The sequence below is a fragment of the Shewanella mesophila genome (assembly GCF_019457515.1).
In the GTDB taxonomy this organism is placed as follows: domain Bacteria; phylum Pseudomonadota; class Gammaproteobacteria; order Enterobacterales; family Shewanellaceae; genus Shewanella; species Shewanella mesophila.
Window position 1 is genome coordinate 3,780,269 of record NZ_CP080421.1, and the last position, 26,903, is coordinate 3,807,171.

Consider the following 26,903-nt stretch of genomic DNA (forward strand, 5'->3'; position numbering starts at 1 on the left):
AATATAAAGACGTATCTCTGCTTCAATGAAATAACCTTCTGAGTCGCTTCCCCAAGCGACTCAAAATCATCATTACTTTGTCTTCAGTAGGCTAATGGTCGAAGGTATAGTTTGAATATCCAGCTCCTGCATTATTTCATCAATCACATCGGCAAAACTAGATCGATGCTGACGTACCACCTGATACACTTGAAAACACAAGATAATATCGCTCTGGGTTAAACCTTGATATTTAAAGGCCATAGCAGATAAATAACAACGGATAAGAAGACAATCCAATACCAATAATCTAAATGCTTTCAGCGGTCCATCCTTGCCCAACATCGGAAAGTGATTATGAAAAATAGAATAGAGAATAAAACGCTCAAACAGATCTGGTGACTCACTTAATGCGGGTAAGGCAATGTTGTGCCAAGCTTTATTTAACTCTTCAATACTGTACAGATTATCTTCATTACATATTGAATTTACCGCCTCATTTAATCTAGTAAAACGAGGCCGATGTGCTCGAGAATGGATTTTACACAATTTAGAGTGCACAGAAACGAAAGCATTTTCTTGCACGGCTGGTGTACAAGAGAGCTGCTCATACTGTTCATTTAACAGTCCTGCCTGAACAAATTTCTGTAGCTGTTCAAACCTGACATCGAGAGCTGAAGCTGGCTCAAGACCATTTGCAACACTTTCGCTGGTTCGTATAAGTAACCCAATCGCAAGCAAGGCTTGCTCCCAATCTAACCCCAAGCCCACTAGCAACTCAAGACTATAATCGTAACTTTTCTCTTGCCACTCAGGAATGGGAGCCGCTGATTTATTGCCACTAATTTGAGCTTCAAATTGAAAGGCTTCTGGTTCAAACAGCACAATTCGAGCAACTTCAGGACAAGATAAGCTCAGACTCCTATATCTATTACCAGCTATATGATTGTTCACTTTAGGGTAGGTTTGACAAGTGTTGCTTAACGCTTCCGCCCCCGCTTGATCGTGGATCTTGCATAGTTTTTTCTCATTGAGAAACGGACAAGCTCCTTGCTCATCGAGTTCGATTACAGCCCAACTATCATTGTCCGTTTTCACCTCCTTAAACGCTATTTTGGCTAATGAGGAAAAATCAGGGTGTTTAACTATTTTCTTATAGGTCTTTTTATCGAAATAAATTCCCCAGTCATTGCAGCAACTATCTTCGCATTTAGGTCCTATACAACTAAATATATTTACATAGTTCGGTGTAATGACAAGATTATTCATAGGGGTATTTCGATAGACTAATTTAAAATTAAGATAACAAACAAACACCTCTACTCACAAGATGATTTTTAGTGTAAAACCGACAAAAATCAAAGCTAATATATTCAAAATAAAAACAAACTCCGTTTTATCAAATTGAGCTCTAGCCAGCGATTTATCCTAAACTTTAGTAATTTAGACACACTATTGTAGATCACTAAAAAAATGGCACTATAGAGTCTTCGGCTTTGGTACTTAACCCCCTCAACCTTGGAGATACCTTGCTATCCGATCCCCTCTTTTGGCTTGTTGCAATACCAGCGGTGTTGATAACGGGTATCTCAAAGTCAGGCTTTGCTGGCGGCGCAGGTGGACTGACGGTTCCTCTGCTCGCTTTAGCCATTAGCCCCACCGCTGCGACAGCCGTGATGCTGCCACTCCTCATCTATATGGATCTGCTTAGCGCTCGCTCGTGGTGGGGAAAACACAGTACTAAACAGCTATGGATTTTACTCCCCAGTGCTGTCTTAGGAATAGTTATTGCCTACTTGCTATTTGATCGATTAAACGAGCAGTATCTAAGGGGGATATTAGGTGTGGTCTCACTGGGATTTGGTCTATATGGGTTATTGCAAGGCTCACGTTTGCAACGCCAGCCCTCTTCTTGGCTTGGCAATATTTGTGGCACTATCGCTGGCTTCACCAGTTTTGTCGCCCATGCTGGAGGGCCACCGCTCAACGCTTATCTGTTGCCTCTACGACTAGTCAAAACGGAATATCTCGCAACTGCAGTGATGTTTTTCGCGGTCGTCAATGGCGTAAAACTTATCCCCTACAGCCTACTCGGCCAGATAAACTTAAGTAATTTGATGGTCTCGGCTGCATTGGCGCCACTAGCTTGGATAGGAGTGAAATTAGGGCTAAGGATCCAAGATAAAATAGATGAGAAACACTTCAAGCAGATCATTTTATCACTCATGGTGCTGGTCGGAATACGTCTACTGTGGACCGCTTTTTAAGGCGAATATCAGACTAAACTCGAAGAGGTCATCATAGGATGACCTCTTCATTAACAAGTTTTCGCCCCACTACACCTCAATTAAAATCATAATTACTTAAAACCATGCTCCTTAAAACAGGCGACATAGGCTTTATCTTCTTTTTGGATGTGCTGACTCAGCCAATTTTTTAAAAAGTTCATCAGTTCATCGCCAATATCTTCACCTGCCTCTACTCGCTTCTGAAACGACAACACTTGGCCAACCAGTTTCTGATGAGCGCCGATGTGTTGTTTATCTTGATGATAGCCAAACTGTTCGAACAAGATCTCTTCATATTTAAAGTGATTGGCGGTGTAATCGATGAGACCTTGAACGACGCGCTTGATAGAGGCCAAACCGTAGTTGTTATTGAGTAAATAATAGAGCTCGTTAATCAAATGAACTAGAGTTTGATGCTGTCTATTTATCTCGGCTAAGTCTAAATCGAGGGCATCACTCCACTCGATCAGTTTCTTTCGTCCTTTATCTTCATGGCTGATTTGATGGCTATCGGTTGCGAAACGATGCAGTAAAGAATCGATCTCGCCGGCTAAATTCCTCACAGTGATCGCAGCGAGCAGAGTCTCCTGAGTCGCTTTTACATTTTCATCAGACACTTTATCCACTTCGACTAAGCAGGTTTCTAACACTCGGGTCTGCTCAACTTGATGCTGTGATGCTACCGAAATTTGCTGTCCAAGGCCGTCAATGGCATCTATCTGAGTGGTTAATTCGATAAAATTAGACTCGACCTCAATGGCGACCTCTTTCGATCGCATGACACTTTCACGGTTTCTCTCCATCGAAGAGATCGCGGCATCGATCTGATGTTGAAGATTAACAATTTTATTACTGATATCTTCTGTAGCTACTTGTGTTCGCTGAGCTAATGAGCGAACCTCGTCGGCAACTACGGCAAAACCACGTCCAAGTTCTCCGGCTCTCGCACTCTCTATCGCGGCATTCAAGGCCAATAAGTTGGTCTGCTCGGCGATGCTGGTGATCGCCTCAACCACCTGACCAATTTGCAGGCTCTCACGCTGTAGCACCTCAAAGTTTTGGTTTGACGCCTCAAAATGTTCGCTGACCGCTTCAAGCGCATTCTCAAGCGACTTCATCTCTTCCTTACCCTTATCGGCTTGAAGCTTTGCCTCGGTAGCTCGTTGTGAGGTTGACTCACAAAATGTAGACACTTCAGCGGTAATATCAAACAGTTTAGCTACGACACTTTGAGCCTCTTCGACATCATTTCGTTGTCTAATCGCTCCAAATTTTGATGCTTCCGAGTCCGCTTGCACCGTGTCGGCGACACTCACCAGTTGTCGCGCCGACTTACTCAAAGAAAATACCGTTCTAGAAACATCTTCACCTATTCGATTAAAGGCTCTAAAAATAGGTGCACCTGCCGCACCAGCAGAATCAATCCGAGCACGTAAATCGCCTTCAGACAGTTCAACAGCGGCAGCACGGATCTTTTGCAACATCCCTTTCATGGAGACTAAAACGCTCACGACGAGCAAATGATACAAGATGAGCACAAGCATCAGGCCCCAATGGCCATTTTGAACAGTGAACACGAACAGAGGAAGCAAAGGCAAAGTAGATAATACGACCCATTGAGGTGTATTTAACATGCCAATCCTTTTGGCTATTTTATCAATCATTCCGAAACCTTATATCGCAAAAACCATGTTATAAAATTTAGCCTATATTAGCAGAAAATGTTACTAGCTCATTCACTTAGCACAACAAAAAGAGGTGTGTCGCCGTAAAGCTAATGACCCAAATTGAATAACAATGGCATCACTTTAACTTGTCAGTCACACTCCCTTATACTGAGCTGTTAAACCTAAGGTTAAATTTATTCATCGGCAGGCCGTGAGGTCTGTTAGAGTAATCATTATCTGTATTAAGAGGAGCTTCCCGATGCGCACATCCACTATTCTATCTTTCCCCCTCATGGCCATACTATTGTTAGGCTGCAATGACGAAGTCAAATCACAGCCCACACAAGAAAAACAAGCAACTGAAACAAAAACGGTAACGGATCAACTGAAGGCCTCTGATAATATCATGATTGAGAAGCCACAAATTTCACAACCAAAAGGGATCGTTATGAGACAGGGCACCGTAAGGTATATCAACCTAGAAGGAGGCTTTTGGGGGATCATCAATGACGACGGTAGCCATCTTTTACCTCAAAACCTTGCAAAAGAGTACCGAAAAGATGGCCTGCGCCTAAGCTATAAAGCTCAAGAAATCAAAGATATGATGACAATACAGCAATGGGGAATCTTGTCTAACTTGAGCGATGTAAAAGTGATCGGCCAAGTAGAGAGCCAAAATAGCGACCCTCGTATTTAATTTGGTTTCTAGTCAAAACAGGGCAAACCTTCAATACCATTAGCCCTGTAGAGACCTCTTGAGATAGACAATCACTCACCTATCCGCCAAGCAGATCCCGCAGTTGCTGCTCCGCAATTTGTGCCGCCGTTTTAGGTCTGTCGGCGGCTTTTCCAGACTCGGCTTTCTCTGGCGCAGCTTTATTTGAGAATGGGGGGACTTCACCAAACAGTTCTGCGAACTCTGCCATAGCTTGCGCATTGGCCATATTCTTATTGTCCATATGACCTACAGCTGGCTTAAAATAGTCACAAAAGTTAGCCCGCTCTCGATCCGATATCCACTCGGCGCGATCCTCACGACAGTCACCGCGGCCTGAATCATTAAAAAACACACACATTTTGCAAACGTGTTGATCGGCATGACAGGCAATGCACTCTTCGCGCCGAGACATAGGTAGAATAAGCGCCTCTAACGCTTTACCACACTGCCAGCAGTGAAATTGTTCAGACATGATAACACCTATAATAAACGGCCTATGAGTCTAGATAACAGCCGATATCAGAGACTTAAATCGACTGTTTCTCACGACAAGTTACCCAAATCAGTTATCGATTCAAGCAGCAAGAATTATGTTAGAATCTTGGGCTAATACCAATCGGTACAAACAACATTAATCAGCATATAAGGTATCCTAATGAACCCTATTATTGCCATCTTAAAAGAACACAATGTCAGTGATGAAAAGATCAATGAGCTATTTCAGACATTAACTGAAAACCCATTAATGGCGATGGGCACTATTGGTCAGCTTGGCATTTCCCCTGAAAAGCTACAGCAGTTAATGGCGCTAGTGATGCAAAATCCCGTGTTAATAAAAGAAGCCGTAACAGAGCTTGGGCTAGATTTCTCAAAAGTTGAAGCGGCGAAAGCCCAATTACAAAAGTAACCAAGTAACGTCAGATACCAATAAGTTGGTCTGGGAGAATTTCACCTAAATCAACTTATTGATATAAAAATAATCACTCGCCCTTGTATTCGCTAAACACTTACCTAAATCACACGATATTTAGAAACGAAAGCTCACATCGATCCCAACGTAGGTGCCCTCACGCTCAGGTTTGATAACTGGCGCGAGCCAATATCCATCGGTAACATATGCGCCAACAGCCGAGCCTAAAGTATGTGCCGCGGCATCGAGCAAGGCCTCACTAGCGGAATTAGTTCCTTTGTCATATTCATGGTATTGCACCAAGATACCAAACGCGGTACTGACTGAAAATCCGACCCAGGCTCTATCATATTCAGGCAAATAACTATCCGACATCCATACAAAAGCACCCGCCATAGCAGCCCCCCCAGCAGCATGGCTAAGTTCACTATTCAATCCATTACTAGCCGTTGCTTGACCACAGAAGTCCATTAAGCAAGCGAGAACAATTAAGCGCTTCATTTTATTTCCCTTAAATGAATAGATAAATCTACTGTATCGCTAAGTTATTCTGTTAAATACTGTTTCATACCGCTCCTATAGACGGTCGCAATAACAATAGCAGACGGCAAATCAAATCTTTGTGAACGATTAATCGCTCAGAACATGCGATTAAGGTTCAATATAACAATTAAACCTTAACAATTAACCGCTCAAAAAAAACAACACCTATCGATGTTCAATGACTCAAAATAACAATCAACTCTGTCTCACAAACTAATCCTAAAGTGTTTGATCCATCACGATAATGATCAAATGCCTTGTGCAATACTTGTTATAGCAAAATACATTTGGCTATTATGCCAAATAACAATTGTGCTAACAAAGCGATCAATATGGAGATGGCTATGACAGAACAGGAACAGCTTAGGCTCAACGCCCGAGCCGCGGTTCTCAAGGCATTAGCGCACCCAACTCGACTATGGCTACTCGAGCAAATACAACAACAAGAGCGATGTGTCTGCGATCTCAGCGATGGTATTAACGCCGATATTTCAACGGTTTCAAAACATCTATCAGTCTTAAAGCAGGTGGGAATCGTCAGTAGCCGCCGCGATGGCAAACAGATCTATTATCGGCTTGAGACCCCTTGCTTATTAAAGATGGTTGGCTGCGTAGAAACCGTTTTGGAAAAAAATGCTCAAGCACAAACCTCACGACTTCAATCTGGTTCAACACAAAAAACATAGCTAGAGGGTAACAAGATGAAAATTGAAATATTAGGCAGTGGCTGTAAAAAATGCACCAACTTAGCTGCCAGTGTAGAACAAGTCGCAAACCGTTTATCGCTCAACATTGAACTTGAGAAGGTGACCGATATGGCAACCATTGTTGATTATGGCGTGATGTCGACTCCCGCCATCGTTATCAATGGCACGGTCGTCTCATCTGGCAGTGTGCCCTCTGATACTGAAATCGAACAGCTATTAACCCAAGTAAGAAATGGTTAGCCCGATATAGCTCTATGATAACTGGGACTTAGTGACTAAAACTTGGCTAATGTGATTAAGCACCACATAGTTAGGGCTTATCTAATCTGCGAGCAACTTATGAGATGGCAAGCCGTGTTTAGCCAAACAATGTAATAGCAGGTTTTCCCTAATCCGTTAACGAGGTCAACCAATGTTTATTTGGTTTTCAATATTTGCCGATTGGCTTGTCTACGACACGTTAGGTTTATCCAATCAAACCCAAGTAGGACAAGCGCTGCACTTCTTTGTTGAAGACACCAGCAAGATTTTTGCCCTACTTGTCGTCATGATTTATGCCATTGGATGGTTACGAGCCTCACTTAATGTCGAACGGGTTCGAGACTATCTAGCAGGTAGACCTAAAGTGGTCGGCTATGGATTGGGTGCGGGGTTTGGCGCTATCACGCCGTTTTGCTCGTGCTCAAGTATCCCGGTTTTTTTAGGCTTTACGTCCGCAGGGATCCCCATAGGGATCACCATGGCATTTTTACTCACTTCGCCGCTCATCAACGAAGTGGCCATCCTACTGCTGTTTAGTCTACTCGGCTTAGAAATCACCCTGTTATATGCCTTCACGGGGATCGTTATCGGCATGCTCGGCGGCGCACTACTCGATCTGTTAAAAGCTGAGCGCTGGCTACAACCATTGGCGGCTAAAGCGTACGCCAGAGGACAGCAAGCCGCCCCTACAAAGTCGAGCAACACAGCATCGCTAAACCAAGCCGCTAGCCCATTAAATTGGCAGCAGCGGCATCAATTTGCGAAATCGGAAACCAGTGAGATTTTTGGCCGAGTATGGAAATGGGTCATTATCGGTGTCGGTATTGGCGCCGCGCTGCATGGTTTTGTACCCGCCGGCTGGTTACAAGCCAATCTAGGTGAAGGTCAGTGGTGGTCTGTACCGCTAGCGGTATTAATGGGAATTCCCCTCTACGCCAACGCTACGGGGGTGATCCCTGTACTCGAAAGCTTGCTATTACAAGGCGTGCCATTAGGCACAACATTAGCCTTTTGCATGAGTACCGTTGCCGCCAGCTTCCCCGAATTTGTCATGCTCAAACAGGTAATGCAGTGGCGCCTGCTAGCCCTACTGTTTGCTCTATTGTTGATCTCATTTACTGTCATGGGCTGGATATTCAACCTAGTGTCGTTAGCCTAGCCATCTTGTTCGATTAAGTGCAAGGATATAAAAAAGCCGTATTAAAGTGGTGCATAGCATCCATTAAACTGGATAATTATCCCATCAGTAAAGGTTAAAAGGGGAGCGTCTAGGCCTCAACGGAAGGCTCAATTGCAATCTGAACGGTAGTGATTGAGCGCGATAAGGCCTTGCAGCAGAATGCCATGATAGCGCGCTTGCACAAGCTGATAATCTAGCTCAGGAGCGAAATAGTAGGTCACTTCCTCGGCCCCGGTTTGCTCAACTGGCACAAGCGTAAGCTCGCCCCAAGGCGCTATCGTTTTCGTTTGCTTGGCTTGCACATAATATTGATAAGGCTCTATCGCATCTGAAGCCTGCCTGATTAAGGCAAACTGCTGGCGACCTTGCAGCAAGAGGTGACGCATCTGAATCGCCAAGGTGTCGACGTCGCGCAGCGCAATCGTTGACGAGCGATAGTGCTCGATATCACCGTCGACGTTCACCCGAGACTCGCGGCCATTATCACTAAAAGTCGCCTGCATATCTCTAGCGCGAAACCCACTCACCTGTTGATGAAACTTAGTAGTTAACCACTCATCGCTTGCCGTCGACCAAGATAGCTCGGCCCTCTGACGATACTCAGTGCCTATTCCTAAAATACTGGCTTTACTGTGAGAGCTCACTACCGCCGTTTTTCCCTGCCAAGTTTCGGTTCGACTCATGGTGCCAGTATGGATACCGCTAAGATAAATATCGTAATCTGACTGACGAACGCACTGGGGGACAAAAGCTTTAGCTGGAGCTGATGCTTGCGTAGCGCTGACCGATGCCTTGGCCTCAGTAGTCAAAGCGCCGTCGGCAAACGCTAACACCGAGATTAGCGCAAGCGCAAAGCCAGCTAAGCAAGCAGATGACCGCATCATGCCTAGAACACTTCATTCACGTTGAGGTAAAAGTTGGTTTCATTTTCACCCACACCGATATCGAGGCGTAAGTTAATATTGTCTTTGATCTTAAAGCGAAAACCAGCGCCATAAGAGGTCATCAGCTCGTCGTTGAGCTCGCTCACCTTGTCGGCCACACTGCCAACACCGCCCCAGAACACCATGCCATAGCGCTGGAAGATAGGCAGACGATATTCAACCTGCCCCATCATCATCTGCTCATCACGATAGCGGCCCTTAATATAGCCACGCATCGCACTTGAGCCACCCAAGTCTGGCAGCATATTCCATGGCACATCGCCACTGGTGAAATGTCCCTGCACTTGCCAGGCTATCAGACCTGGCGCAGAACTCAGCAGTGATGTCGAGCTCAGATCGATATAATTGGCCAGCTCAAGGTTATAAGTCGAGAACGTCGAATATTCGCTGTTTTGATAGAGTCCTGCATCAATCTGAAACAACCAGCCTTTAGTAGCATTGAGTCGATAATCGCGAGAGTCATAGATACTGGTTAGCACTAGGCCTGAACTAAAATTGTCTGGCAAAATAGCATTAGATGGCACAGGCAGATCGGTATCGACCAAGGCCAACTTATCGGCACTAGCGTAGGTAAAATCAGCCCCTACACCTAAAAAGTAGTTATCGGCAACTTCTGTCATCCAGCGAGGTTTGAAGCTGTACAGCTGCTCATCGAACTCATGGTGATTACTATCGATATTACCCTGCTCAACTCCTTGTCCGTAATACACTGACGCTTCGTTGTGTAACTCTAGACCGAGCAATAAGCGCTGCTTACCGCCGTTGAAGAAAGTCATGTTTTCCACTTCAACGCCATAAGAGTTGTTCATTGATACAAACGAATTTAACACCAAAGACGATGGCTGATCATCACTCGCAGCGCCGTCGGTTTTGTATAGCCCGACCATCAACAGGCCGATGCCAAACTTCTTCTCAGGCGTGTAATAGGCCGTTGGCAGGTAACTCATATCGATAGCTTTGCTTTCATCAAACTCACCGTCGGCACCAAAGACATCAAGGATCTCGTCGACCCAAGTTGGCTCCATATCTTTTGGGGTTTCAATCAAGGAATCAACGGCGACAGCCTGATGGGATAAGGCTAGCAGGGATAAGCATAAAATCCGTTTCATAGACGCTCTAATCACAGTAATGAAAAAATAGTATGTAGGCAGGCAAGAGACAAATAAAAATACCACTAGGCAAGGCACTACAATAAGGGGGCGCATTTTAACACCCCAGCGCTTTTCAACAACGACTTTTTCGATTAACAATTATTCAAGTAAGCTCGTCTAACCGTTAACAGCTAAGGTGAGCGCAACAGAGAAGTGAACCAACTGCATCACAATAAAAAGCCCCACCGTTGTCGGCAGGGCAATCTCAATCATTCAACAACAATGTGGGCAGCTTAGCTTCAGCAGGCATTATCGTACCCAGCGCATCAACTGATTGGCGTCTTGCACAGCAAGCTGACGCTTAACCAGCTTGCCCGAACCGTCGAACAACAGCAGTTCAGCGGCTCCTGCACGGTACTTAGCGATCATGTTATCGCCCTCGGGCGTGCCGACTCTGGCGAGTAAAAACAGTACCTTGTCGCCTAAGTGACCTCGCGCTTCGTTCATCTGCTCGGTCTGAGTTCCGCTGATGGTCAGGTTGGGATCATACACAAAGACCACCACTGGCTTACCTTGACCTATCTCCTCATGGGTCGCCTTAAAGCCCTTGGGCATCATCATGATCAGCAGCGCGATCAGCCCCACCACTGCCAGACTCACCCCGATCGCTATCCAAGGTCCCCGCTTAGTCCCGTTCAAATCTTGCTCTCCCATGATGCTCAACCTCTTGTAACCATTCAACACAAAACCGTCACCATGTTACCCAAGCAATCTGAGGCAAAGATTAAAAACGGCTAGCTTGAACACGACTAGAAAGAAAAACATCCGTCCGCTGAAAATGATGCGCCCAGCAAGGGCTGCCAATAACGCTACGTCTATGGTGGCGAGGACAACAGAGTGACCAATGCAATAGCCATGCGTCGATCAATTTTGTAACCCTCCTCACATAAAATGCAAATGTCAATGACTCTCATTCGTAATTCAGATATCATACCAACCTTAAAAATAACTTAATTTAGATACGTGTTGAGTATTCGTGCTTATTCAATCTATGTGTCATTCAACATTAAAAGGGAACTCCTTGTGGTAACAGCTCGTGTATTTAGTCAAACACTACTCGCTTCCTCTATATCACTGCTACTCACTGCGAGTGTCAGCGCGCAGGAAGTCGATCAAGAAATAGAGAGAATCCTTGTTGTTCAGCACAAACAAGCTTACAGGGGGGATGTTCCATTAAAACAAACACCTCAGGCCGTGAGTATCGTGTCAAGCGAGTTGCTAAATGATGCAGGGATCACGCGTTTTCAAGACGCATTAGATTTTACCAGTGGCGTAGTGCGCCAGAACAACTTTGGCGGCATGTGGGATAGTTTCGCGATTCGTGGCTTTGCAGGCGATGAAAACCTACCTTCTGGTTATATCGTCAATGGCTTTAGCGCCGGACGAGGATTTAGTGGCCGCAGAGGTACCGCCAATATTGAGAGTATTGAAGTCCTAAAAGGACCGGGCTCTGCCCTATATGGCCGAAGTGAGCCTGGCGGAACAATCAATATCATCACCAAGAAGCCGCAATTTTATCAAAATGGCTATCTACAGATCTCGGCAGGCAACTATGACACTTACCGCGTAGAGGGCGACTATACCAATGCGCTAACCGAAGATGCCGCCTTTAGAATTAACGGCTCTTATGAAGATGCCGGCAGTTTCCGAGACACGGTTAACACTCAGTCGTTAAATCTATCGCCGTCATTCCTTTACCAATTAAATGATGACACCAACCTTAGCTATGAGCTTGAAGTATTGGATCAACAGTCGCCCTTTGATCGCGGCGTCGTCGTACTCAACAATGACTTTAATACCGTACCCGCTTCACGATTTTTAGGTGAGCCAGGTGACGGCAATATGGACATTAAAGCACTGGGGCATCAACTGGTGTTACAACATCAGCTGACCGATGACTGGCATATGCAGGCAGGCTTAAGCTACCGAGAGTCATCGTTTGAAGGCTTTGGCACCGAAGTCGATTTATCTCCAGGTCGTCAGCTGCTGTATGTCGATGGTGAAACGGTTACTCGACTACTTGTAGATAGAGACTTTGACGCCACCGATTTATCTGGTCGCCTCGAATTCAGCGGTCAGGTCAATACCGGGGCATTAAAGCATCACGTTCTAGTTGGGATCGATGCCTATGATTATCAATTAGATAAAGTACAAAACCGCTGGCGTACGCAATTTGGATCACATGATACCACCTACTCGATTAATCTATTCAATCCTGAATATGGCCAAAGCGTCGACGACCTATCGCCACTGCGAAATGAAACCGACAAGCAACAGTCTATCGGGGCTTATGTCCAAGATCAGATCGACATCAATGAACACTGGCAGGCGCTGTTTGGTATTCGGATAGATAGGTTCTCTCAGGATGTGACCAATAATCTAACCGGAAGTGTGACCGAGCAAGATCAAACGGCTACCAGCCCAAGATTTGGCTTAGTGTATAACTTCAATGACGATTGGACTGTCTATTCGAGTTATGCCGAAGGGTTTAGGCCTAACTCAGGTATTAGCTATGACAATAAAGCCTTCGATCCCGAACAGAGCAAATCATACGAAGTCGGCATGAAGTGGTCGCTATTTAATGGTGACTTCAATGGTACTTTGGCGCTTTATAAAGCCGAAAAGAGCAATGTGTTGTCGGCGGACATGGTGCATATCGGTTTCTCAGCCCCACTAGGTGCTGCCGAGAGTAAAGGCTTAGAACTTGATTTAAACGCAAATATTACCAATGATACCCGCTTATCGCTAGCCTACGCTTACACAGATGCCTATACCAAAAATGAGGTGGTAAACAGCGATTGGGGCGTTGCTATCGCAGCAGGAAGTCCACTCATTAACGTTGCCAAAAACACAGCTAACGTCACCTTAGAACATAACTTGTCAATATCTCAACACGACACCTTAATCGGTATTAGCGCCAACTACGTCGGCGACAGATTAGGTGAAACGATAGATCCAAACTATATACTGCCTTCATATACGGTAGTTAGGCTGTTCACTGATATTGAACTTGCCGACGATCTGTCTTTAAAACTCAATATCGACAACTTGTTCGATGAAGAGTATTACGCCAGCTCTTACTCCGCATTATGGACCATGCCCGGCGCACCCAGGACCTATAAAGCCAGTTTAAAGTATCGTTTTTAACTCAAGCTTAGCGGTTCATCATGACAACCAAACCCAGCATTCGCTGGGTTTGGTTTTCTAAAGGCTACATTACCAGCGAAAATAAGTGCATCTTACGCAACACCAAAGTGTAACTTCGTACACCTTTGTTTAAATCTAGCGACTAAACCCAATAAAAGTGCCACTTGTTACACTTTTAAAACTACACCACTCCAGCAAAGTGGGGCTAAATCTTTTAGAGATGAGCTAACTTCAATCATTACCTATTTTTTGGGTTTATCTCTTGCTCCAGCTAAGTGCCCAAAAAATTCACTAAGGCCGTTTTGCTTTCTAATGCGTTCCGCCCAAAAGCCACCAATGATAAAACCTACACCTCCCCAAGCAATAATGGTGAGCGAGTTAAGTTGACCAGACTGTAAACCCCAGAGAAAAGGCCTAAAAGCGTGGGGGATGCCGCAACAGCCAACCACTGTAACGAGTAAACCAATAGACTAACTAACCGCATAGGTTCTCCTTAACCTCTTATATTGAAACCAATAACAGAGTAAAGATTAAATTGCTTATTTGCGGCATATTATGTCTCAAGAGTTAGCTAGTCATAGCTGCGCACCTTAAGCAGGCCAAATCCATTGCACCCATAGGCGATCTTGTGATAAAGCCAAGTTTTACAACCGCAAATGTTCAGGCACCAAACTGGACGGCAACAATGATGGCATACCCAGTGAAAGGTATTCCCTGCAAAAGGCATAGGGTGTAATTAACAGTTAAAGGGTCTAAGGACTTTTTACTCAGCCCCTAATAATCACCTGGTTAAAGCGGTGGCCAAATGAGTTGGCCACTCAATGAATCTATTGCAGAGGAAGTGGGTTACGAAGGCTTGCAACACACACTGTATCTTAAGCTGGCTCTACGATGGAGTTCATAGACTTCACAACCTAACATAGGCTCAGTTCTGTTAAGCACTGCGCCAAAACGGTCAAAGTAGTCTTCATTAACTTGTTTTGCACTAATAAGTGGTACTTCAATACTGACATCGACACGACCTTTACGAACCAAGGCCGGATCAAGACTCTCAAAATGGTTTGTGGTCATGACAACCAGGCAATCATCGAGAGGAATAACTCCGTCTAACGCGTTTAGCACGCCACCTAAGGTAAGTGGCGGGTTGTCTACATTACTTTCAGCCGCGCGTGATACCGTCGCCTTTACACAATCACAGTCCTCTATTAGCAACATAGACCCAGGCGGTACCTTTCTAATAGCCTTATGAATAGTTGCATCATTTACAGTCGATAGATTCAATATGTATAGATCGCGACAGTACTCAACCGCTAGGGCTCTCGCGATACCAGTCTTACCCGTACCCGTTTTTCCATGCAGCAGTATGGTTAACTTACTTACAACCGATTTTCCTCTGCTGGCGAAGTTATCAACTTCACCCATGAACTCTTGTTTAAACCCTTCATCTAGCACTAATTCACTAAAACCCGATGATTTCAATGTGCCATAACGACACCATTCGGTTTCCTCGAAAATATTAACTTTTGGGTCTGTAGAGATATCTCCACGAGTATCTTCCAAAACACTATGCAGTTTATCTTTTGCCCACCATGGTGCAGTTACAGTAATAGTATCGTACGCCATCGTGCTATCGACCTTAGATCGAGTCGCCAACATGAAACAACCATCATATTTAAACAGGTGCATACCGTAGCCAATAGACTTAACACTGACACGACCGTCGTAATTCACACTATAGTCATAGTACACAGCCTCAGAAATAGAGCGTGAAAAAAGCGGAATGGTAGTATTACTAATCAAAAAGGACAGTTTATTGAATACCTCTGTGCGCGCCTGATGGCTATCGTCAATAGTCAGCCGCACAAACAGCAGGCTAGTTAGCCAACTTAACACCGTCGCGAAGATATCTTTTAGCATGTAGCCTACGAATCCAATTAAGGTTAATGCTAACACTCCAACAATCACGGCGGTCAACAAAGGATCACCATTGGTGAGCGCCTTTATTTGTAGTAATACCTCGTTCATTTACGTACCTTTACTATAAATGCCTAATGGACATAGTCCAGAATACTACCAACAGAGGCGAGGATACTACCAAGCAATCCTCAGTATGTGCGCTATAGCACGCGGTTAAAGCGACTTAAGAAAGACGCCTGACTAATCCCCCCACTTGTCATTAGTAAGGTCCAACAATCACCCTTAACGGTTCGAGCAAAAGTGGCGGAAGTGGCGAAAGTCTAGTCAGCGTCTGAGGGATCCCGACGAATTTAATCTCTGAAAGAGCAACCGATTAATTTACAGTAGCTTTTTTGTACTAAGGCTATGTATTATAAAACTGATTTTTATCAGACTGCTAGCTCTTACCTAACGAAAGGGCTAAAGCAGAGAATGGATACGATTGATAGATGATTATCAAGACCAAATCAGTGAAAAATGCGCTGATAAGCCCCTAGAAAAGTATGTACTAGACAGAGGGCTATTCTGACCTGTTAATTAATGTAATTGGAATAAAAATATGCCGCTATGCGTCAACTTGAGTCGCAATTAGTTAATTGAGGAAAAAACTTTGAGGAGCCAGGATAAAGGCACTGCCTAGTTGGAGACTTACCAAGGGCCTTGTTTTCAGGCAGATCAACGACACTCGGTCAAAATCGGCGTTGAGTCACCAAAGAGTCACGGTCACGAAGAGAGGAATGGGATTGTAAACGAAATAAAATCAAAAAGCCCATGCTATTAGATAGCATGGGCTTCATGAATGTTGGCGGAGCGGACGGGACTCGAACCCGCGACCCCCGGCGTGACAGGCCGGTATTCTAACCAACTGAACTACCGCTCCTTTAGTAAAACGCTTACGCGGGATACTAAATTAGGCGCCTGGAAATGACCTACTCTCACATGGGGAGACCCCACACTACCATCGGCGCGATTGCGTTTCACTTCTGAGTTCGGGATGGGATCAGGTGGTGCCACAATGCTATGGTTTCCAGACAAATTTGGAAATTTAGAAAGCTGTTCCCGCCTAAGCAGGAAGTTTTAAAATTGAGTCACACTAAATCAAGTGGCTGTATTCTTTCGCTAAGTATTCACTTAGTTAGAAACCCTTTTGGGTTGTATGGTTAAGCCTCACGGGTCATTAGTACAAGTTAGCTCAACGCCTCACAACGCTTACACACCTTGCCTATCAACGTAGTAGTCTCCTACGGCCCTTTAGAGAGCTTAAAGCTCTAGGGATGACTCATCTTAGGGCTCGCTTCCCGCTTAGATGCTTTCAGCGGTTATCGATTCCGAACGTAGCTACCGGGCAATGCCATTGGCATGACAACCCGAACACCAGCGGTTCGTCCACTCCGGTCCTCTCGTACTAGGAGCAGCTCCCTTCAATCATCCAACGCCCACGGCAGATAGGGACCGAACTGTCTCACGACGTTCTGAACCCAGCTCGCGTACCACTTTAAATGGCGAACAGCCATACCCTTGGGACCGACTTCAGCCCCAGGATGTGATGAGCCGACATCGAGGTGCCAAACACCGCCGTCGATATGAACTCTTGGGCGGTATCAGCCTGTTATCCCCGGAGTACCTTTTATCCGTTGAGCGATGGCCCTTCCATTCAGAACCACCGGATCACTATGACCTACTTTCGTACCTGCTCGACGTGTATGTCTCGCAGTTAAGCTGGCTTATGCCATTGCACTAACCGTACGATGTCCGACCGTACTTAGCCAACCTTCGTGCTCCTCCGTTACTCTTTGGGAGGAGACCGCCCCAGTCAAACTACCCACCAGGCACTGTCCTCAACCCCGATTCAGGGGCCAGAGTTAGAACATCAACACTACAAGGGTGGTATTTCAAGGTTGACTCCAACAAGACTGGCGTCTCATCTTCAAAGTCTCCCACCTATCCTACACATGTAGGGTCAATGTTCAGTGCCAAGCTATAGTAAAGGTTCACGGGGTCTTTCCGTCTAGCCGCGGGTATACGGCATCTTCACCGCAATTTCAACTTCACTGAGTCTCGGCTGGAGACAGCGTGGCCATCATTACGCCATTCGTGCAGGTCGGAACTTACCCGACAAGGAATTTCGCTACCTTAGGACCGTTATAGTTACGGCCGCCGTTTACCGGGGCTTCGATCATGAGCTTCTCCGAAGATAACCCAATCAATTAACCTTCCGGCACCGGGCAGGCGTCACACCGTATACTTCCTCTTGCGAGTTTGCACAGTGCTGTGTTTTTGATAAACAGTTGCAGCCACCTGGTATCTGCGACTCCCGTCAGCTTAAAGAGCAAGTCTCATCACCAACAGGAGCGTACCTTCTCCCGAAGTTACGGTACCATTTTGCCTAGTTCCTTCAGCCGAGTTCTCTCAAGCGCCTTGGTATTCTCTACCCAACCACCTGTGTCGGTTTGGGGTACGATTCCTGCTAACCTGAAGCTTAGAAGATTTTCCTGGAAGCATGGCATCAACTACTTCAGTTCCGTAGAACCTCGTCGTCAACTCTCAGTGTATGTGCACCCGGATTTGCCTAAGTGCACCACCTACTGCCTTAAACGCGGACAACCAACGCCGCGCTAGCCTAGCCTTCTCCGTCTCTCCATCGCAGTTAGCAAAAGTACAGGAATATTAACCTGTTTCCCATCGACTACGCCTTTCGGCCTCGCCTTAGGGGTCGACTCACCCTGCCCTGATTAACATTGGACAGGAACCCTTGGTCTTTCGGCGAGGGGGTTTTTCACCCCCTTTATCGTTACTCATGTCAGCATTCGCACTTCTGATACCTCCAGCGTGGGTTACCCCTTCACCTTCAACGGCTTACAGAACGCTCCTCTACCGCACTAGCGCAAGCGCTAGTACCCATAGCTTCGGTGTATTGCTTAGCCCCGTTAAATCTTCCGCGCAGGCCGACTCGACTAGTGAGCTATTACGCTTTCTTTAAATGATGGCTGCTTCTAAGCCAACATCCTAGCTGTCTAAGCCTTCCCACATCGTTTCCCACTTAGCAATAACTTTGGGACCTTAGCTGATGGTCTGGGTTGTTTCCCTTTTCACGACGGACGTTAGCACCCGCCGTGTGTCTCCCGAGTAGTACTCATTGGTATTCGGAGTTTGCAAAGGGTTGGTAAGTCGGGATGACCCCCTAGCCTTAACAGTGCTCTACCCCCAATGGTATTCGCTCGAGGCGCTACCTAAATAGCTTTCGAGGAGAACCAGATATCTCCCGGTTTGATTGGCCTTTCACCCCCAGCCACAAGTCATCACCGCATTTTTCAACATACGTGTGTTCGGTCCTCCAGTTGATGTTACTCAACCTTCAACCTGCCCATGGCTAGATCACCGGGTTTCGGGTCTACACCTTGCAACTAAACGCGCAGTTAACACTCGGTTTCCCTACGGCTCCGCTATTCGCTTAACCTCGCTACAAAATGTAAGTCGCTGACCCATTATACAAAAGGTACGCAGTCACGGTCTCAAGAACCGCTCCCACTGCTTGTACGTATACGGTTTCAGGTTCTATTTCACTCCCCTCACAGGGGTTCTTTTCGCCTTTCCCTCACGGTACTGGTTCACTATCGGTCAGTCAGGAGTATTTAGCCTTGGAGGATGGTCCCCCCATGTTCAGACAAGATGTCACGTGTCCCGTCCTACTCGTTTTCACGTAAAGTTAGTTTTCATGTACGGGGCTATCACCCTGTGCCGCTGTGCTTTCCAACACATTCCACTAACACCCTCTACGCTTAAGGGCTAATCCCCGTTCGCTCGCCGCTACTAGGGGAATCTCGGTTGATTTCTTTTCCTGAGGGTACTTAGATGTTTCAGTTCCCCTCGTTCGCCTCACAACACTATGTATTCATGTTGTGATACTAGCTTATGCTAGTGGGTTTCCCCATTCGGACATCGTTAGCTCAAATGCTTGTTACTAGCTCGCCAACGCTTTTCGCAAGTTACTACGTCCTTCATCGCCTCTGACTGCCAAGGCATCCACCGTATACGCTTAGTCACTTAACCATACAACCCAAATGAGTTTCACAAGGAAACAAACTTTATCAAGCGGGTAAGCTTGATGTTGTATCGCAACTAATGGTGTTTACTTTCGCCAAAAGAATACTCATGAATCATCATCCTAATTAAAGGGAATGATTCGGCACTTGATTTAAGTGTTTGAGAACTCAATTTTAATTTTCGCGTCAATGCTACAAATAATTACGTACAAGTACGTCATTATCCCTTTCACATTAACACTATCAGCTTTCCAAATTTTTAAAGAACAAGCATCGCCGTTAAGACGTGCCACCTGCTCTAACAAGAACAAGTTATCTGTGTGAACACTCAACAAACATTAAGTTAGTCGTATAGGTAAGGAGGTGATCCAGCCCCAGGTTCCCCTAGGGCTACCTTGTTACGACTTCACCCCAGTCATGAACCACACCGTGGTAAACGCCCTCCCGAAGGTTAAGCTATCTACTTCTGGTGCAGCCCACTCCCATGGTGTGACGGGCGGTGTGTACAAGGCCCGGGAACGTATTCACCGTGGCATTCTGATCCACGATTACTAGCGATTCCGACTTCATGGAGTCGAGTTGCAGACTCCAATCCGGACTACGACAAGCTTTGTGAGATTAGCTCCACCTCGCGGCTTTGCAACCCTCTGTACTTGCCATTGTAGCACGTGTGTAGCCCTACTCGTAAGGGCCATGATGACTTGACGTCGTCCCCACCTTCCTCCGGTTTATCACCGGCAGTCTCCCTAAAGTTCCCACCATTACGTGCTGGCAAATAAGGATAAGGGTTGCGCTCGTTGCGGGACTTAACCCAACATTTCACAACACGAGCTGACGACAGCCATGCAGCACCTGTCTCAGAGCTCCCGAAGGCACCAATCCATCTCTGGAAAGTTCTCTGGATGTCAAGAGTAGGTAAGGTTCTTCGCGTTGCATCGAATTAAACCACATGCTCCACCGCTTGTGCGGGCCCCCGTCAATTCATTTGAGTTTTAACCTTGCGGCCGTACTCCCCAGGCGGTCTACTTAATGCGTTAGCTTGAGAACCCAGTGTTCAAGACACCAAATTCCGAGTAGACATCGTTTACGGCGTGGACTACCAGGGTATCTAATCCTGTTTGCTCCCCACGCTTTCGTACATGAGCGTCAGTCTTTGTCCAGGGGGCCGCCTTCGCCACCGGTATTCCTTCAGATCTCTACGCATTTCACCGCTACACCTGAAATTCTACCCCCCTCTACAAGACTCTAGTCTGCCAGTTCGAAATGCAGTTCCCAGGTTGAGCCCGGGGCTTTCACATCTCGCTTAACAAACCGCCTGCGTACGCTTTACGCCCAGTAATTCCGATTAACGCTTGGACCCCTCGTATTACCGCGGCTGCTGGCACGAAGTTAGCCGGTCCTTCTTCTGCGAGTAACGTCACACCTAAACGCTATTAACGCTTAAGCTTTCCTCCTCGCTGAAAGTGCTTTACAACCCGAAGGCCTTCTTCACACACGCGGCATGGCTGCATCAGGCTTGCGCCCATTGTGCAATATTCCCCACTGCTGCCTCCCGTAGGAGTCTGGGCCGTGTCTCAGTCCCAGTGTGGCTGATCATCCTCTCAGAACAGCTAGGGATCGTCGCCTTGGTGAGCCATTACCTCACCAACTAGCTAATCCCACCTAGGTACATCCAATCGCAGAAGGCCCGAAGGTCCCCTCTTTTCCCCCGTAGGGCGTATGCGGTATTAGCAGTCGTTTCCAACTGTTATCCCCCTCGACTGGGCAGTTCCCTAGGCATTACTCACCCGTCCGCCGCTCGTCAGCAAATTAGCAAGCTAATTCCTGTTACCGCTCGACTTGCATGTGTTAGGCCTGCCGCCAGCGTTCAATCTGAGCCATGATCAAACTCTTCAATTAAAGTTTTGTTGAAGCTTAAAGCTTCGGCTCAATGAATTCTGATTCCACATTAAAGACTCGGAAGAATCTCTAACATGTTGTACATATTGCTATGAACACTCATCTTACATTGAGTAAAATTTTTGATTGCTTTACATCCGAAGACAGAAAAGCAATTTCGAATAACTCAACACCTGTGAGTGTCCACACAGATTTCTTGTTTCATCTTGTTAAAGAGCGTGGCTAACATGACGATTTAACGCGTTCATTTAGCCGCCGCTGACGCTAGGTCGTTGGCTTAGGGATGCGTATTCTACACTTCCCGTTGTCGGCGTCAAGTGCTTATTTTAAGAAGTTTTCCAAGCGATGATTTGTTAACCACTAATGTAATTATCAATCAACACTGAAAGCCTACCGAAGCGCTTACCACCACATTCAAATCGCTTGCGATTTTGAATCCCTAACACCGCTGCAAGTCCCATACAATCTAGCTTGTCGCTAACTCGTTGGCCTGCTGTGCCGTGTCAGTGGATGCGCATTATAGGGAGTTCTCGGATGGGCGCAAGGGCTTTTTTCGATAAAAATCGATTTATTTTTTATACCTGATTTAGGCACACTCTTCACACATATTACACACAGAGTTATCCACACTTGAGACTCTAATTCATTCTCAAAGGTATATACTGGTACTTTCTACGCTGCACTACACAAGCTAAATAAATCCCGTAAATGTTGCCATCTAAACATGCATGAAACCAGTGAGTACTTAATAACGATTAGCTAGGCCACAATAGAGACTGTTCGACGAGTCATTGCGAGTGGCGACATTCTCCTATTCCTACTAATTAGGAATAGTACCAACTAATAATGAGCTGTGATCTAATATGCGCACCAACCTTAACCCGTATTCCAATTTGAAAACTTATAGTGCCGAAGAGCTTTTAGCTTTATCTAGAGCAGAAAAAGAACCTCGTAAACGTATGCGATTACTTGCCGTCGCTCTCTTCCTCGAGGGAAATAATCGTACTGATGTCGCCTTGAGGCTCAAAGTTGCCCGCACTAGCGTCAACGCTTGGGTAGCTAAGTATCTTGCCAACGGTATCAAAGGGTTGAATGCTAAGAAAAATAAGGGACGTGATAGCTACTTAACCTCAAGTCAAAAGCAGCAACTCAGTGCCTACATAGAGGAACAATGCCCGAGTGATTCAGGCGGAAGACTGACAGGTGATGCGATCCTAAAATATGTCAAATATCACTTTAATGTTGATTACCATCCAAACGCGATTTACAAATTACTGGAACAATTAGGTTTTAGTTGGATAACGAGTCGTTCAAAACATCCTAAGCAATCAATAGAAGTCCAAGAGGCTTTTAAAAAAGTTCCAACTGGAAACGATCCTTAACATCCCTCGTAGTGTGGCGCTTGAGAGAGTTGATATCTGGTTTCAAGATGAGGCCCGCTTCGGGCAGCAAAACACGACCACACGTTTATGGGCAAGAAAAGGCACTCGTCCTCGCGCTATACGCCAGCAACAGTTCGAATATGCGCATTTCTTTGGCGCTGTTTGTCCGCAAACAGGCGATACTGAAGCGATAATCGTTCCTTACCTAAGCAAAGACATCATGCGTCAGCATCTATCACTGATCGCACAAAGGACAAAACCAGGTAGGCATGCCGTTGTTGTCATGGATGGTGCAGGTTGGCATACGGCAGATCTCGCAGATGAATTTAACAACCTTAGCATCATCAAATTACCGCCATACTCCCCTGAACTAAATCCGATAGAGCAAGTATGGAGTTGGTTACGGCAGCATCATTTAGCTAATCGCAGCTTTCAAGGATACGAGGATATCGTTGCAGCCTGCTCTGATGCTTGGAACAACTTCATCAGTGATACGAAAAGAGTGATCTCTTTATGTCGTAGAGAGTGGGCAATAATGACTAAGTATTAAGATGGAATGGTATCACTACGTTCGGACTATTTATTTCCCCATTTTCGAGTCGTCATTTCAAAAGCTGTTAAACGAAAAAATCCCCAACACGAAGTACTGGGGATTTATCGACTCTCTTACGAGAAGTATTAGGCGCCTGGAAATGACCTACTCTCACATGGGGAGACCCCACACTACCATCGGCGCGATTGCGTTTCACTTCTGAGTTCGGGATGGGATCAGGTGGTGCCACAATGCTATGGTTTCCAGACAAATTTGGAAATTTAGAAAGCTGTTCCCGCCTAAGCAGGAAGTTTTAAAATTGAGTCACACTAAATCAAGTGGCTGTATTCTTTCGCTAAGTATTCACTTAGTTAGAAACCCTTTTGGGTTGTATGGTTAAGCCTCACGGGTCATTAGTACAAGTTAGCTCAACGCCTCACAACGCTTACACACCTTGCCTATCAACGTAGTAGTCTCCTACGGCCCTTTAGAGAGCTTAAAGCTCTAGGGATGACTCATCTTAGGGCTCGCTTCCCGCTTAGATGCTTTCAGCGGTTATCGATTCCGAACGTAGCTACCGGGCAATGCCATTGGCATGACAACCCGAACACCAGCGGTTCGTCCACTCCGGTCCTCTCGTACTAGGAGCAGCTCCCTTCAATCATCCAACGCCCACGGCAGATAGGGACCGAACTGTCTCACGACGTTCTGAACCCAGCTCGCGTACCACTTTAAATGGCGAACAGCCATACCCTTGGGACCGACTTCAGCCCCAGGATGTGATGAGCCGACATCGAGGTGCCAAACACCGCCGTCGATATGAACTCTTGGGCGGTATCAGCCTGTTATCCCCGGAGTACCTTTTATCCGTTGAGCGATGGCCCTTCCATTCAGAACCACCGGATCACTATGACCTACTTTCGTACCTGCTCGACGTGTATGTCTCGCAGTTAAGCTGGCTTATGCCATTGCACTAACCGTACGATGTCCGACCGTACTTAGCCAACCTTCGTGCTCCTCCGTTACTCTTTGGGAGGAGACCGCCCCAGTCAAACTACCCACCAGGCACTGTCCTCAACCCCGATTCAGGGGCCAGAGTTAGAACATCAACACTACAAGGGTGGTATTTCAAGGTTGACTCCAACAAGACTGGCGTCTCATCTTCAAAGTCTCCCACCTATCCTACACATGTAGGGTCAATGTTCAGTGCCAAGCTATAGTAAAGGTTCACGGGGTCTTTCCGTCTAGCCGCGGGTATACGGCATCTTCACCGCAATTTCAACTTCACTGAGTCTCGGCTGGAGACAGCGTGGCCATCATTACGCCATTCGTGCAGGTCGGAACTTACCCGACAAGGAATTTCGCTACCTTAGGACCGTTATAGTTACGGCCGCCGTTTACCGGGGCTTCGATCATGAGCTTCTCCGAAGATAACCCAATCAATTAACCTTCCGGCACCGGGCAGGCGTCACACCGTATACTTCCTCTTGCGAGTTTGCACAGTGCTGTGTTTTTGATAAACAGTTGCAGCCACCTGGTATCTGCGACTCCCGTCAGCTTAAAGAGCAAGTCTCATCACCAACAGGAGCGTACCTTCTCCCGAAGTTACGGTACCATTTTGCCTAGTTCCTTCAGCCGAGTTCTCTCAAGCGCCTTGGTATTCTCTACCCAACCACCTGTGTCGGTTTGGGGTACGATTCCTGCTAACCTGAAGCTTAGAAGATTTTCCTGGAAGCATGGCATCAACTACTTCAGTTCCGTAGAACCTCGTCGTCAACTCTCAGTGTATGTGCACCCGGATTTGCCTAAGTGCACCACCTACTGCCTTAAACGCGGACAACCAACGCCGCGCTAGCCTAGCCTTCTCCGTCTCTCCATCGCAGTTAGCAAAAGTACAGGAATATTAACCTGTTTCCCATCGACTACGCCTTTCGGCCTCGCCTTAGGGGTCGACTCACCCTGCCCTGATTAACATTGGACAGGAACCCTTGGTCTTTCGGCGAGGGGGTTTTTCACCCCCTTTATCGTTACTCATGTCAGCATTCGCACTTCTGATACCTCCAGCGTGGGTTACCCCTTCACCTTCAACGGCTTACAGAACGCTCCTCTACCGCACTAGCGCAAGCGCTAGTACCCATAGCTTCGGTGTATTGCTTAGCCCCGTTAAATCTTCCGCGCAGGCCGACTCGACTAGTGAGCTATTACGCTTTCTTTAAATGATGGCTGCTTCTAAGCCAACATCCTAGCTGTCTAAGCCTTCCCACATCGTTTCCCACTTAGCAATAACTTTGGGACCTTAGCTGATGGTCTGGGTTGTTTCCCTTTTCACGACGGACGTTAGCACCCGCCGTGTGTCTCCCGAGTAGTACTCATTGGTATTCGGAGTTTGCAAAGGGTTGGTAAGTCGGGATGACCCCCTAGCCTTAACAGTGCTCTACCCCCAATGGTATTCGCTCGAGGCGCTACCTAAATAGCTTTCGAGGAGAACCAGATATCTCCCGGTTTGATTGGCCTTTCACCCCCAGCCACAAGTCATCACCGCATTTTTCAACATACGTGTGTTCGGTCCTCCAGTTGATGTTACTCAACCTTCAACCTGCCCATGGCTAGATCACCGGGTTTCGGGTCTACACCTTGCAACTAAACGCGCAGTTAACACTCGGTTTCCCTACGGCTCCGCTATTCGCTTAACCTCGCTACAAAATGTAAGTCGCTGACCCATTATACAAAAGGTACGCAGTCACGGTCTCAAGAACCGCTCCCACTGCTTGTACGTATACGGTTTCAGGTTCTATTTCACTCCCCTCACAGGGGTTCTTTTCGCCTTTCCCTCACGGTACTGGTTCACTATCGGTCAGTCAGGAGTATTTAGCCTTGGAGGATGGTCCCCCCATGTTCAGACAAGATGTCACGTGTCCCGTCCTACTCGTTTTCACGTAAAGTTAGTTTTCATGTACGGGGCTATCACCCTGTGCCGCTGTGCTTTCCAACACATTCCACTAACACCCTCTACGCTTAAGGGCTAATCCCCGTTCGCTCGCCGCTACTAGGGGAATCTCGGTTGATTTCTTTTCCTGAGGGTACTTAGATGTTTCAGTTCCCCTCGTTCGCCTCACAACACTATGTATTCATGTTGTGATACTAGCTTATGCTAGTGGGTTTCCCCATTCGGACATCGTTAGCTCAAATGCTTGTTACTAGCTCGCCAACGCTTTTCGCAAGTTACTACGTCCTTCATCGCCTCTGACTGCCAAGGCATCCACCGTATACGCTTAGTCACTTAACCATACAACCCAAATGAGTTTCACAAGGAAACAAACTTTATCAAGCGGGTAAGCTTGATGTTGTATCGCAACTAATGGTGTTTACTTTCGCCAAAAGAATACTCATGAATCATCATCCTAATTAAAGGGAATGATTCGGCACTTGATTTAAGTGTTTGAGAACTCAATTTTAATTTTCGCGTCAATGCTACAAATAATTACGTACAAGTACGTCATTATCCCTTTCACATTAACACTATCAGCTTTCCAAATTTTTAAAGAGCGGGCTTAAAAAAGCCAAAGATAAATTTTTCATTTATCTTTGGCATCTCT

Annotated in this window: 18 protein-coding genes, 1 tRNA gene and 5 rRNA genes; 9 read left to right on the forward strand and 15 right to left on the reverse strand. The window is 46.3% G+C overall.

Annotated features, from left to right (window positions below):
* Positions 1–72 precede the first annotated feature (72 nt).
* Complete coding sequence (fliB, locus tag K0I73_RS16645) at positions 73–1,248, reverse strand: flagellin lysine-N-methylase (RefSeq protein ID WP_220062150.1); 1,176 nt, start codon at positions 1,246–1,248, stop codon at positions 73–75.
* A 260-nt stretch (positions 1,249–1,508) separates the two neighbouring features.
* On the opposite strand from fliB, the gene K0I73_RS16650 reads away from it, so the two are divergent.
* Positions 1,509–2,246, forward strand: coding sequence for a sulfite exporter TauE/SafE family protein (locus K0I73_RS16650; protein ID WP_220062151.1), 738 nt, complete (start codon positions 1,509–1,511; stop codon positions 2,244–2,246).
* A 92-nt stretch (positions 2,247–2,338) separates the two neighbouring features.
* Here K0I73_RS16650 and K0I73_RS16655 read toward each other — a convergent pair whose 3' ends face one another.
* A complete protein-coding gene (locus tag K0I73_RS16655; RefSeq protein WP_220062152.1) occupies positions 2,339–3,931 on the reverse strand; it encodes a bacteriohemerythrin in 1,593 nt (530 codons plus the stop codon).
* 262 nt (positions 3,932–4,193) lie between these two features.
* On the opposite strand from K0I73_RS16655, the gene K0I73_RS16660 reads away from it, so the two are divergent.
* Positions 4,194–4,631, forward strand: a complete 438-nt coding sequence (locus tag K0I73_RS16660; protein WP_220062153.1) for a hypothetical protein — start codon at positions 4,194–4,196, stop codon at positions 4,629–4,631.
* Between the two features lie 79 nt (positions 4,632–4,710).
* Here K0I73_RS16660 and K0I73_RS16665 read toward each other — a convergent pair whose 3' ends face one another.
* Complete coding sequence (locus tag K0I73_RS16665; RefSeq protein ID WP_220062154.1) at positions 4,711–5,124, reverse strand: hypothetical protein; 414 nt, start codon at positions 5,122–5,124, stop codon at positions 4,711–4,713.
* A gap of 183 nt (positions 5,125–5,307) precedes the next feature.
* Here K0I73_RS16665 and K0I73_RS16670 point away from each other — a divergent pair, with 183 nt between their 5' ends.
* On the forward strand, positions 5,308–5,559 hold the full coding sequence (locus K0I73_RS16670) for a DUF2999 family protein (protein ID WP_220062155.1): 252 nt from the start codon (positions 5,308–5,310) through the stop codon (positions 5,557–5,559).
* A 120-nt stretch (positions 5,560–5,679) separates the two neighbouring features.
* On the opposite strand, the gene K0I73_RS16675 is transcribed toward K0I73_RS16670, so the two are convergent.
* Complete coding sequence (locus K0I73_RS16675) at positions 5,680–6,063, reverse strand: hypothetical protein (protein ID WP_220062156.1); 384 nt, start codon at positions 6,061–6,063, stop codon at positions 5,680–5,682.
* A 386-nt stretch (positions 6,064–6,449) separates the two neighbouring features.
* Between K0I73_RS16675 and K0I73_RS16680 the strand changes: the two genes are divergently transcribed.
* From K0I73_RS16680 to K0I73_RS16690, 3 genes are all read left to right on the forward strand, one after another.
* Complete coding sequence (locus K0I73_RS16680; protein WP_220062157.1) at positions 6,450–6,791, forward strand: ArsR/SmtB family transcription factor; 342 nt, start codon at positions 6,450–6,452, stop codon at positions 6,789–6,791.
* A 15-nt stretch (positions 6,792–6,806) separates the two neighbouring features.
* Complete coding sequence (locus K0I73_RS16685) at positions 6,807–7,052, forward strand: thioredoxin family protein (RefSeq protein ID WP_220062158.1); 246 nt, start codon at positions 6,807–6,809, stop codon at positions 7,050–7,052.
* A 172-nt stretch (positions 7,053–7,224) separates the two neighbouring features.
* Positions 7,225–8,232, forward strand: a complete 1,008-nt coding sequence (locus K0I73_RS16690; RefSeq protein WP_220062159.1) for a permease — start codon at positions 7,225–7,227, stop codon at positions 8,230–8,232.
* Positions 8,233–8,360: 128 nt separating this feature from the next.
* Here K0I73_RS16690 and K0I73_RS16695 read toward each other — a convergent pair whose 3' ends face one another.
* The 3 genes from K0I73_RS16695 to K0I73_RS16705 form a co-directional block, all read right to left on the reverse strand.
* Entirely contained in the window at positions 8,361–9,137 is a 777-nt protein-coding gene (locus K0I73_RS16695; RefSeq protein ID WP_220062160.1) for a hypothetical protein, read from the reverse strand.
* A 2-nt stretch (positions 9,138–9,139) separates the two neighbouring features.
* Entirely contained in the window at positions 9,140–10,306 is a 1,167-nt protein-coding gene (locus tag K0I73_RS16700; RefSeq protein ID WP_220062161.1) for a BamA/TamA family outer membrane protein, read from the reverse strand.
* A 291-nt stretch (positions 10,307–10,597) separates the two neighbouring features.
* Entirely contained in the window at positions 10,598–11,002 is a 405-nt protein-coding gene (locus K0I73_RS16705; protein ID WP_220062162.1) for a hypothetical protein, read from the reverse strand.
* A gap of 369 nt (positions 11,003–11,371) precedes the next feature.
* Between K0I73_RS16705 and K0I73_RS16710 the strand changes: the two genes are divergently transcribed.
* Complete coding sequence (locus K0I73_RS16710) at positions 11,372–13,495, forward strand: TonB-dependent siderophore receptor (protein WP_220062163.1); 2,124 nt, start codon at positions 11,372–11,374, stop codon at positions 13,493–13,495.
* Positions 13,496–13,841: 346 nt separating this feature from the next.
* Here the strand turns inward: K0I73_RS16710 and K0I73_RS16715 are convergent, their stop codons facing one another.
* Entirely contained in the window at positions 13,842–13,979 is a 138-nt protein-coding gene (locus K0I73_RS16715) for a hypothetical protein (RefSeq protein WP_220062164.1), read from the reverse strand.
* Positions 13,980–14,098: 119 nt separating this feature from the next.
* Here K0I73_RS16715 and K0I73_RS16720 point away from each other — a divergent pair, with 119 nt between their 5' ends.
* On the forward strand, positions 14,099–14,224 hold the full coding sequence (locus K0I73_RS16720; RefSeq protein ID WP_220064436.1) for an excalibur calcium-binding domain-containing protein: 126 nt from the start codon (positions 14,099–14,101) through the stop codon (positions 14,222–14,224).
* Between the two features lie 117 nt (positions 14,225–14,341).
* Here K0I73_RS16720 and K0I73_RS16725 read toward each other — a convergent pair whose 3' ends face one another.
* From K0I73_RS16725 to K0I73_RS16745, 5 genes are all read right to left on the reverse strand, one after another.
* Positions 14,342–15,520: an AAA family ATPase gene (locus K0I73_RS16725; RefSeq protein ID WP_220062165.1), complete on the reverse strand. Its 1,179-nt coding sequence runs from the start codon at positions 15,518–15,520 to the stop codon at positions 14,342–14,344.
* A 734-nt stretch (positions 15,521–16,254) separates the two neighbouring features.
* A tRNA-Asp gene (locus K0I73_RS16730) sits at positions 16,255–16,331 on the reverse strand.
* Between the two features lie 36 nt (positions 16,332–16,367).
* Positions 16,368–16,483: ribosomal RNA gene (rrf, locus tag K0I73_RS16735) — 5S ribosomal RNA — on the reverse strand.
* 124 nt (positions 16,484–16,607) lie between these two features.
* Positions 16,608–19,501, reverse strand: a 23S ribosomal RNA gene (locus K0I73_RS16740).
* A 349-nt stretch (positions 19,502–19,850) separates the two neighbouring features.
* Positions 19,851–21,393: ribosomal RNA gene (locus tag K0I73_RS16745) — 16S ribosomal RNA — on the reverse strand.
* Together the 16S, 23S and 5S rRNA genes with 1 tRNA gene alongside form the textbook arrangement of a ribosomal RNA operon.
* Positions 21,394–22,256: 863 nt before the next feature.
* Between K0I73_RS16745 and K0I73_RS16750 the strand changes: the two genes are divergently transcribed.
* Positions 22,257–23,325 (forward strand): IS630 family transposase gene (locus tag K0I73_RS16750; RefSeq protein WP_220062166.1). Its coding sequence is split into 2 segments (ribosomal slippage): positions 22,257–22,753 and positions 22,752–23,325, totalling 1,071 coding nucleotides; the frame shifts between segments, so codons are not numbered across the junction.
* Between the two features lie 134 nt (positions 23,326–23,459).
* On the opposite strand, the gene rrf (K0I73_RS16755) is transcribed toward K0I73_RS16750, so the two are convergent.
* Together rrf (K0I73_RS16755) and K0I73_RS16760 are read right to left on the reverse strand one after the other, a co-directional pair.
* Positions 23,460–23,575, reverse strand: a 5S ribosomal RNA gene (gene rrf / locus K0I73_RS16755).
* Positions 23,576–23,699: 124 nt separating this feature from the next.
* Positions 23,700–26,593: ribosomal RNA gene (locus tag K0I73_RS16760) — 23S ribosomal RNA — on the reverse strand.
* Positions 26,594–26,903 lie beyond the last annotated feature (310 nt).

Coding starts and splice junctions, on each gene's coding strand:
- K0I73_RS16675 (WP_220062156.1), bottom strand. CDS start 6,063: ATGAAGCGCTTAATTGTTCTCGCTTGCTTAATGGACTTCTGTGGTCAA.
- K0I73_RS16690 (WP_220062159.1), top strand. CDS start 7,225: ATGTTTATTTGGTTTTCAATATTTGCCGATTGGCTTGTCTACGACACG.
- K0I73_RS16705 (WP_220062162.1), bottom strand. CDS start 11,002: ATGGGAGAGCAAGATTTGAACGGGACTAAGCGGGGACCTTGGATAGCG.
- K0I73_RS16695 (WP_220062160.1), bottom strand. CDS start 9,137: ATGATGCGGTCATCTGCTTGCTTAGCTGGCTTTGCGCTTGCGCTAATC.
- K0I73_RS16700 (WP_220062161.1), bottom strand. CDS start 10,306: ATGAAACGGATTTTATGCTTATCCCTGCTAGCCTTATCCCATCAGGCT.
- K0I73_RS16665 (WP_220062154.1), bottom strand. CDS start 5,124: ATGTCTGAACAATTTCACTGCTGGCAGTGTGGTAAAGCGTTAGAGGCG.
- K0I73_RS16670 (WP_220062155.1), top strand. CDS start 5,308: ATGAACCCTATTATTGCCATCTTAAAAGAACACAATGTCAGTGATGAA.
- K0I73_RS16655 (WP_220062152.1), bottom strand. CDS start 3,931: ATGATTGATAAAATAGCCAAAAGGATTGGCATGTTAAATACACCTCAA.
- K0I73_RS16725 (WP_220062165.1), bottom strand. CDS start 15,520: ATGAACGAGGTATTACTACAAATAAAGGCGCTCACCAATGGTGATCCT.
- fliB (WP_220062150.1), bottom strand. CDS start 1,248: ATGAATAATCTTGTCATTACACCGAACTATGTAAATATATTTAGTTGT.
- K0I73_RS16680 (WP_220062157.1), top strand. CDS start 6,450: ATGACAGAACAGGAACAGCTTAGGCTCAACGCCCGAGCCGCGGTTCTC.
- K0I73_RS16715 (WP_220062164.1), bottom strand. CDS start 13,979: ATGCGGTTAGTTAGTCTATTGGTTTACTCGTTACAGTGGTTGGCTGTT.
- K0I73_RS16685 (WP_220062158.1), top strand. CDS start 6,807: ATGAAAATTGAAATATTAGGCAGTGGCTGTAAAAAATGCACCAACTTA.
- K0I73_RS16660 (WP_220062153.1), top strand. CDS start 4,194: ATGCGCACATCCACTATTCTATCTTTCCCCCTCATGGCCATACTATTG.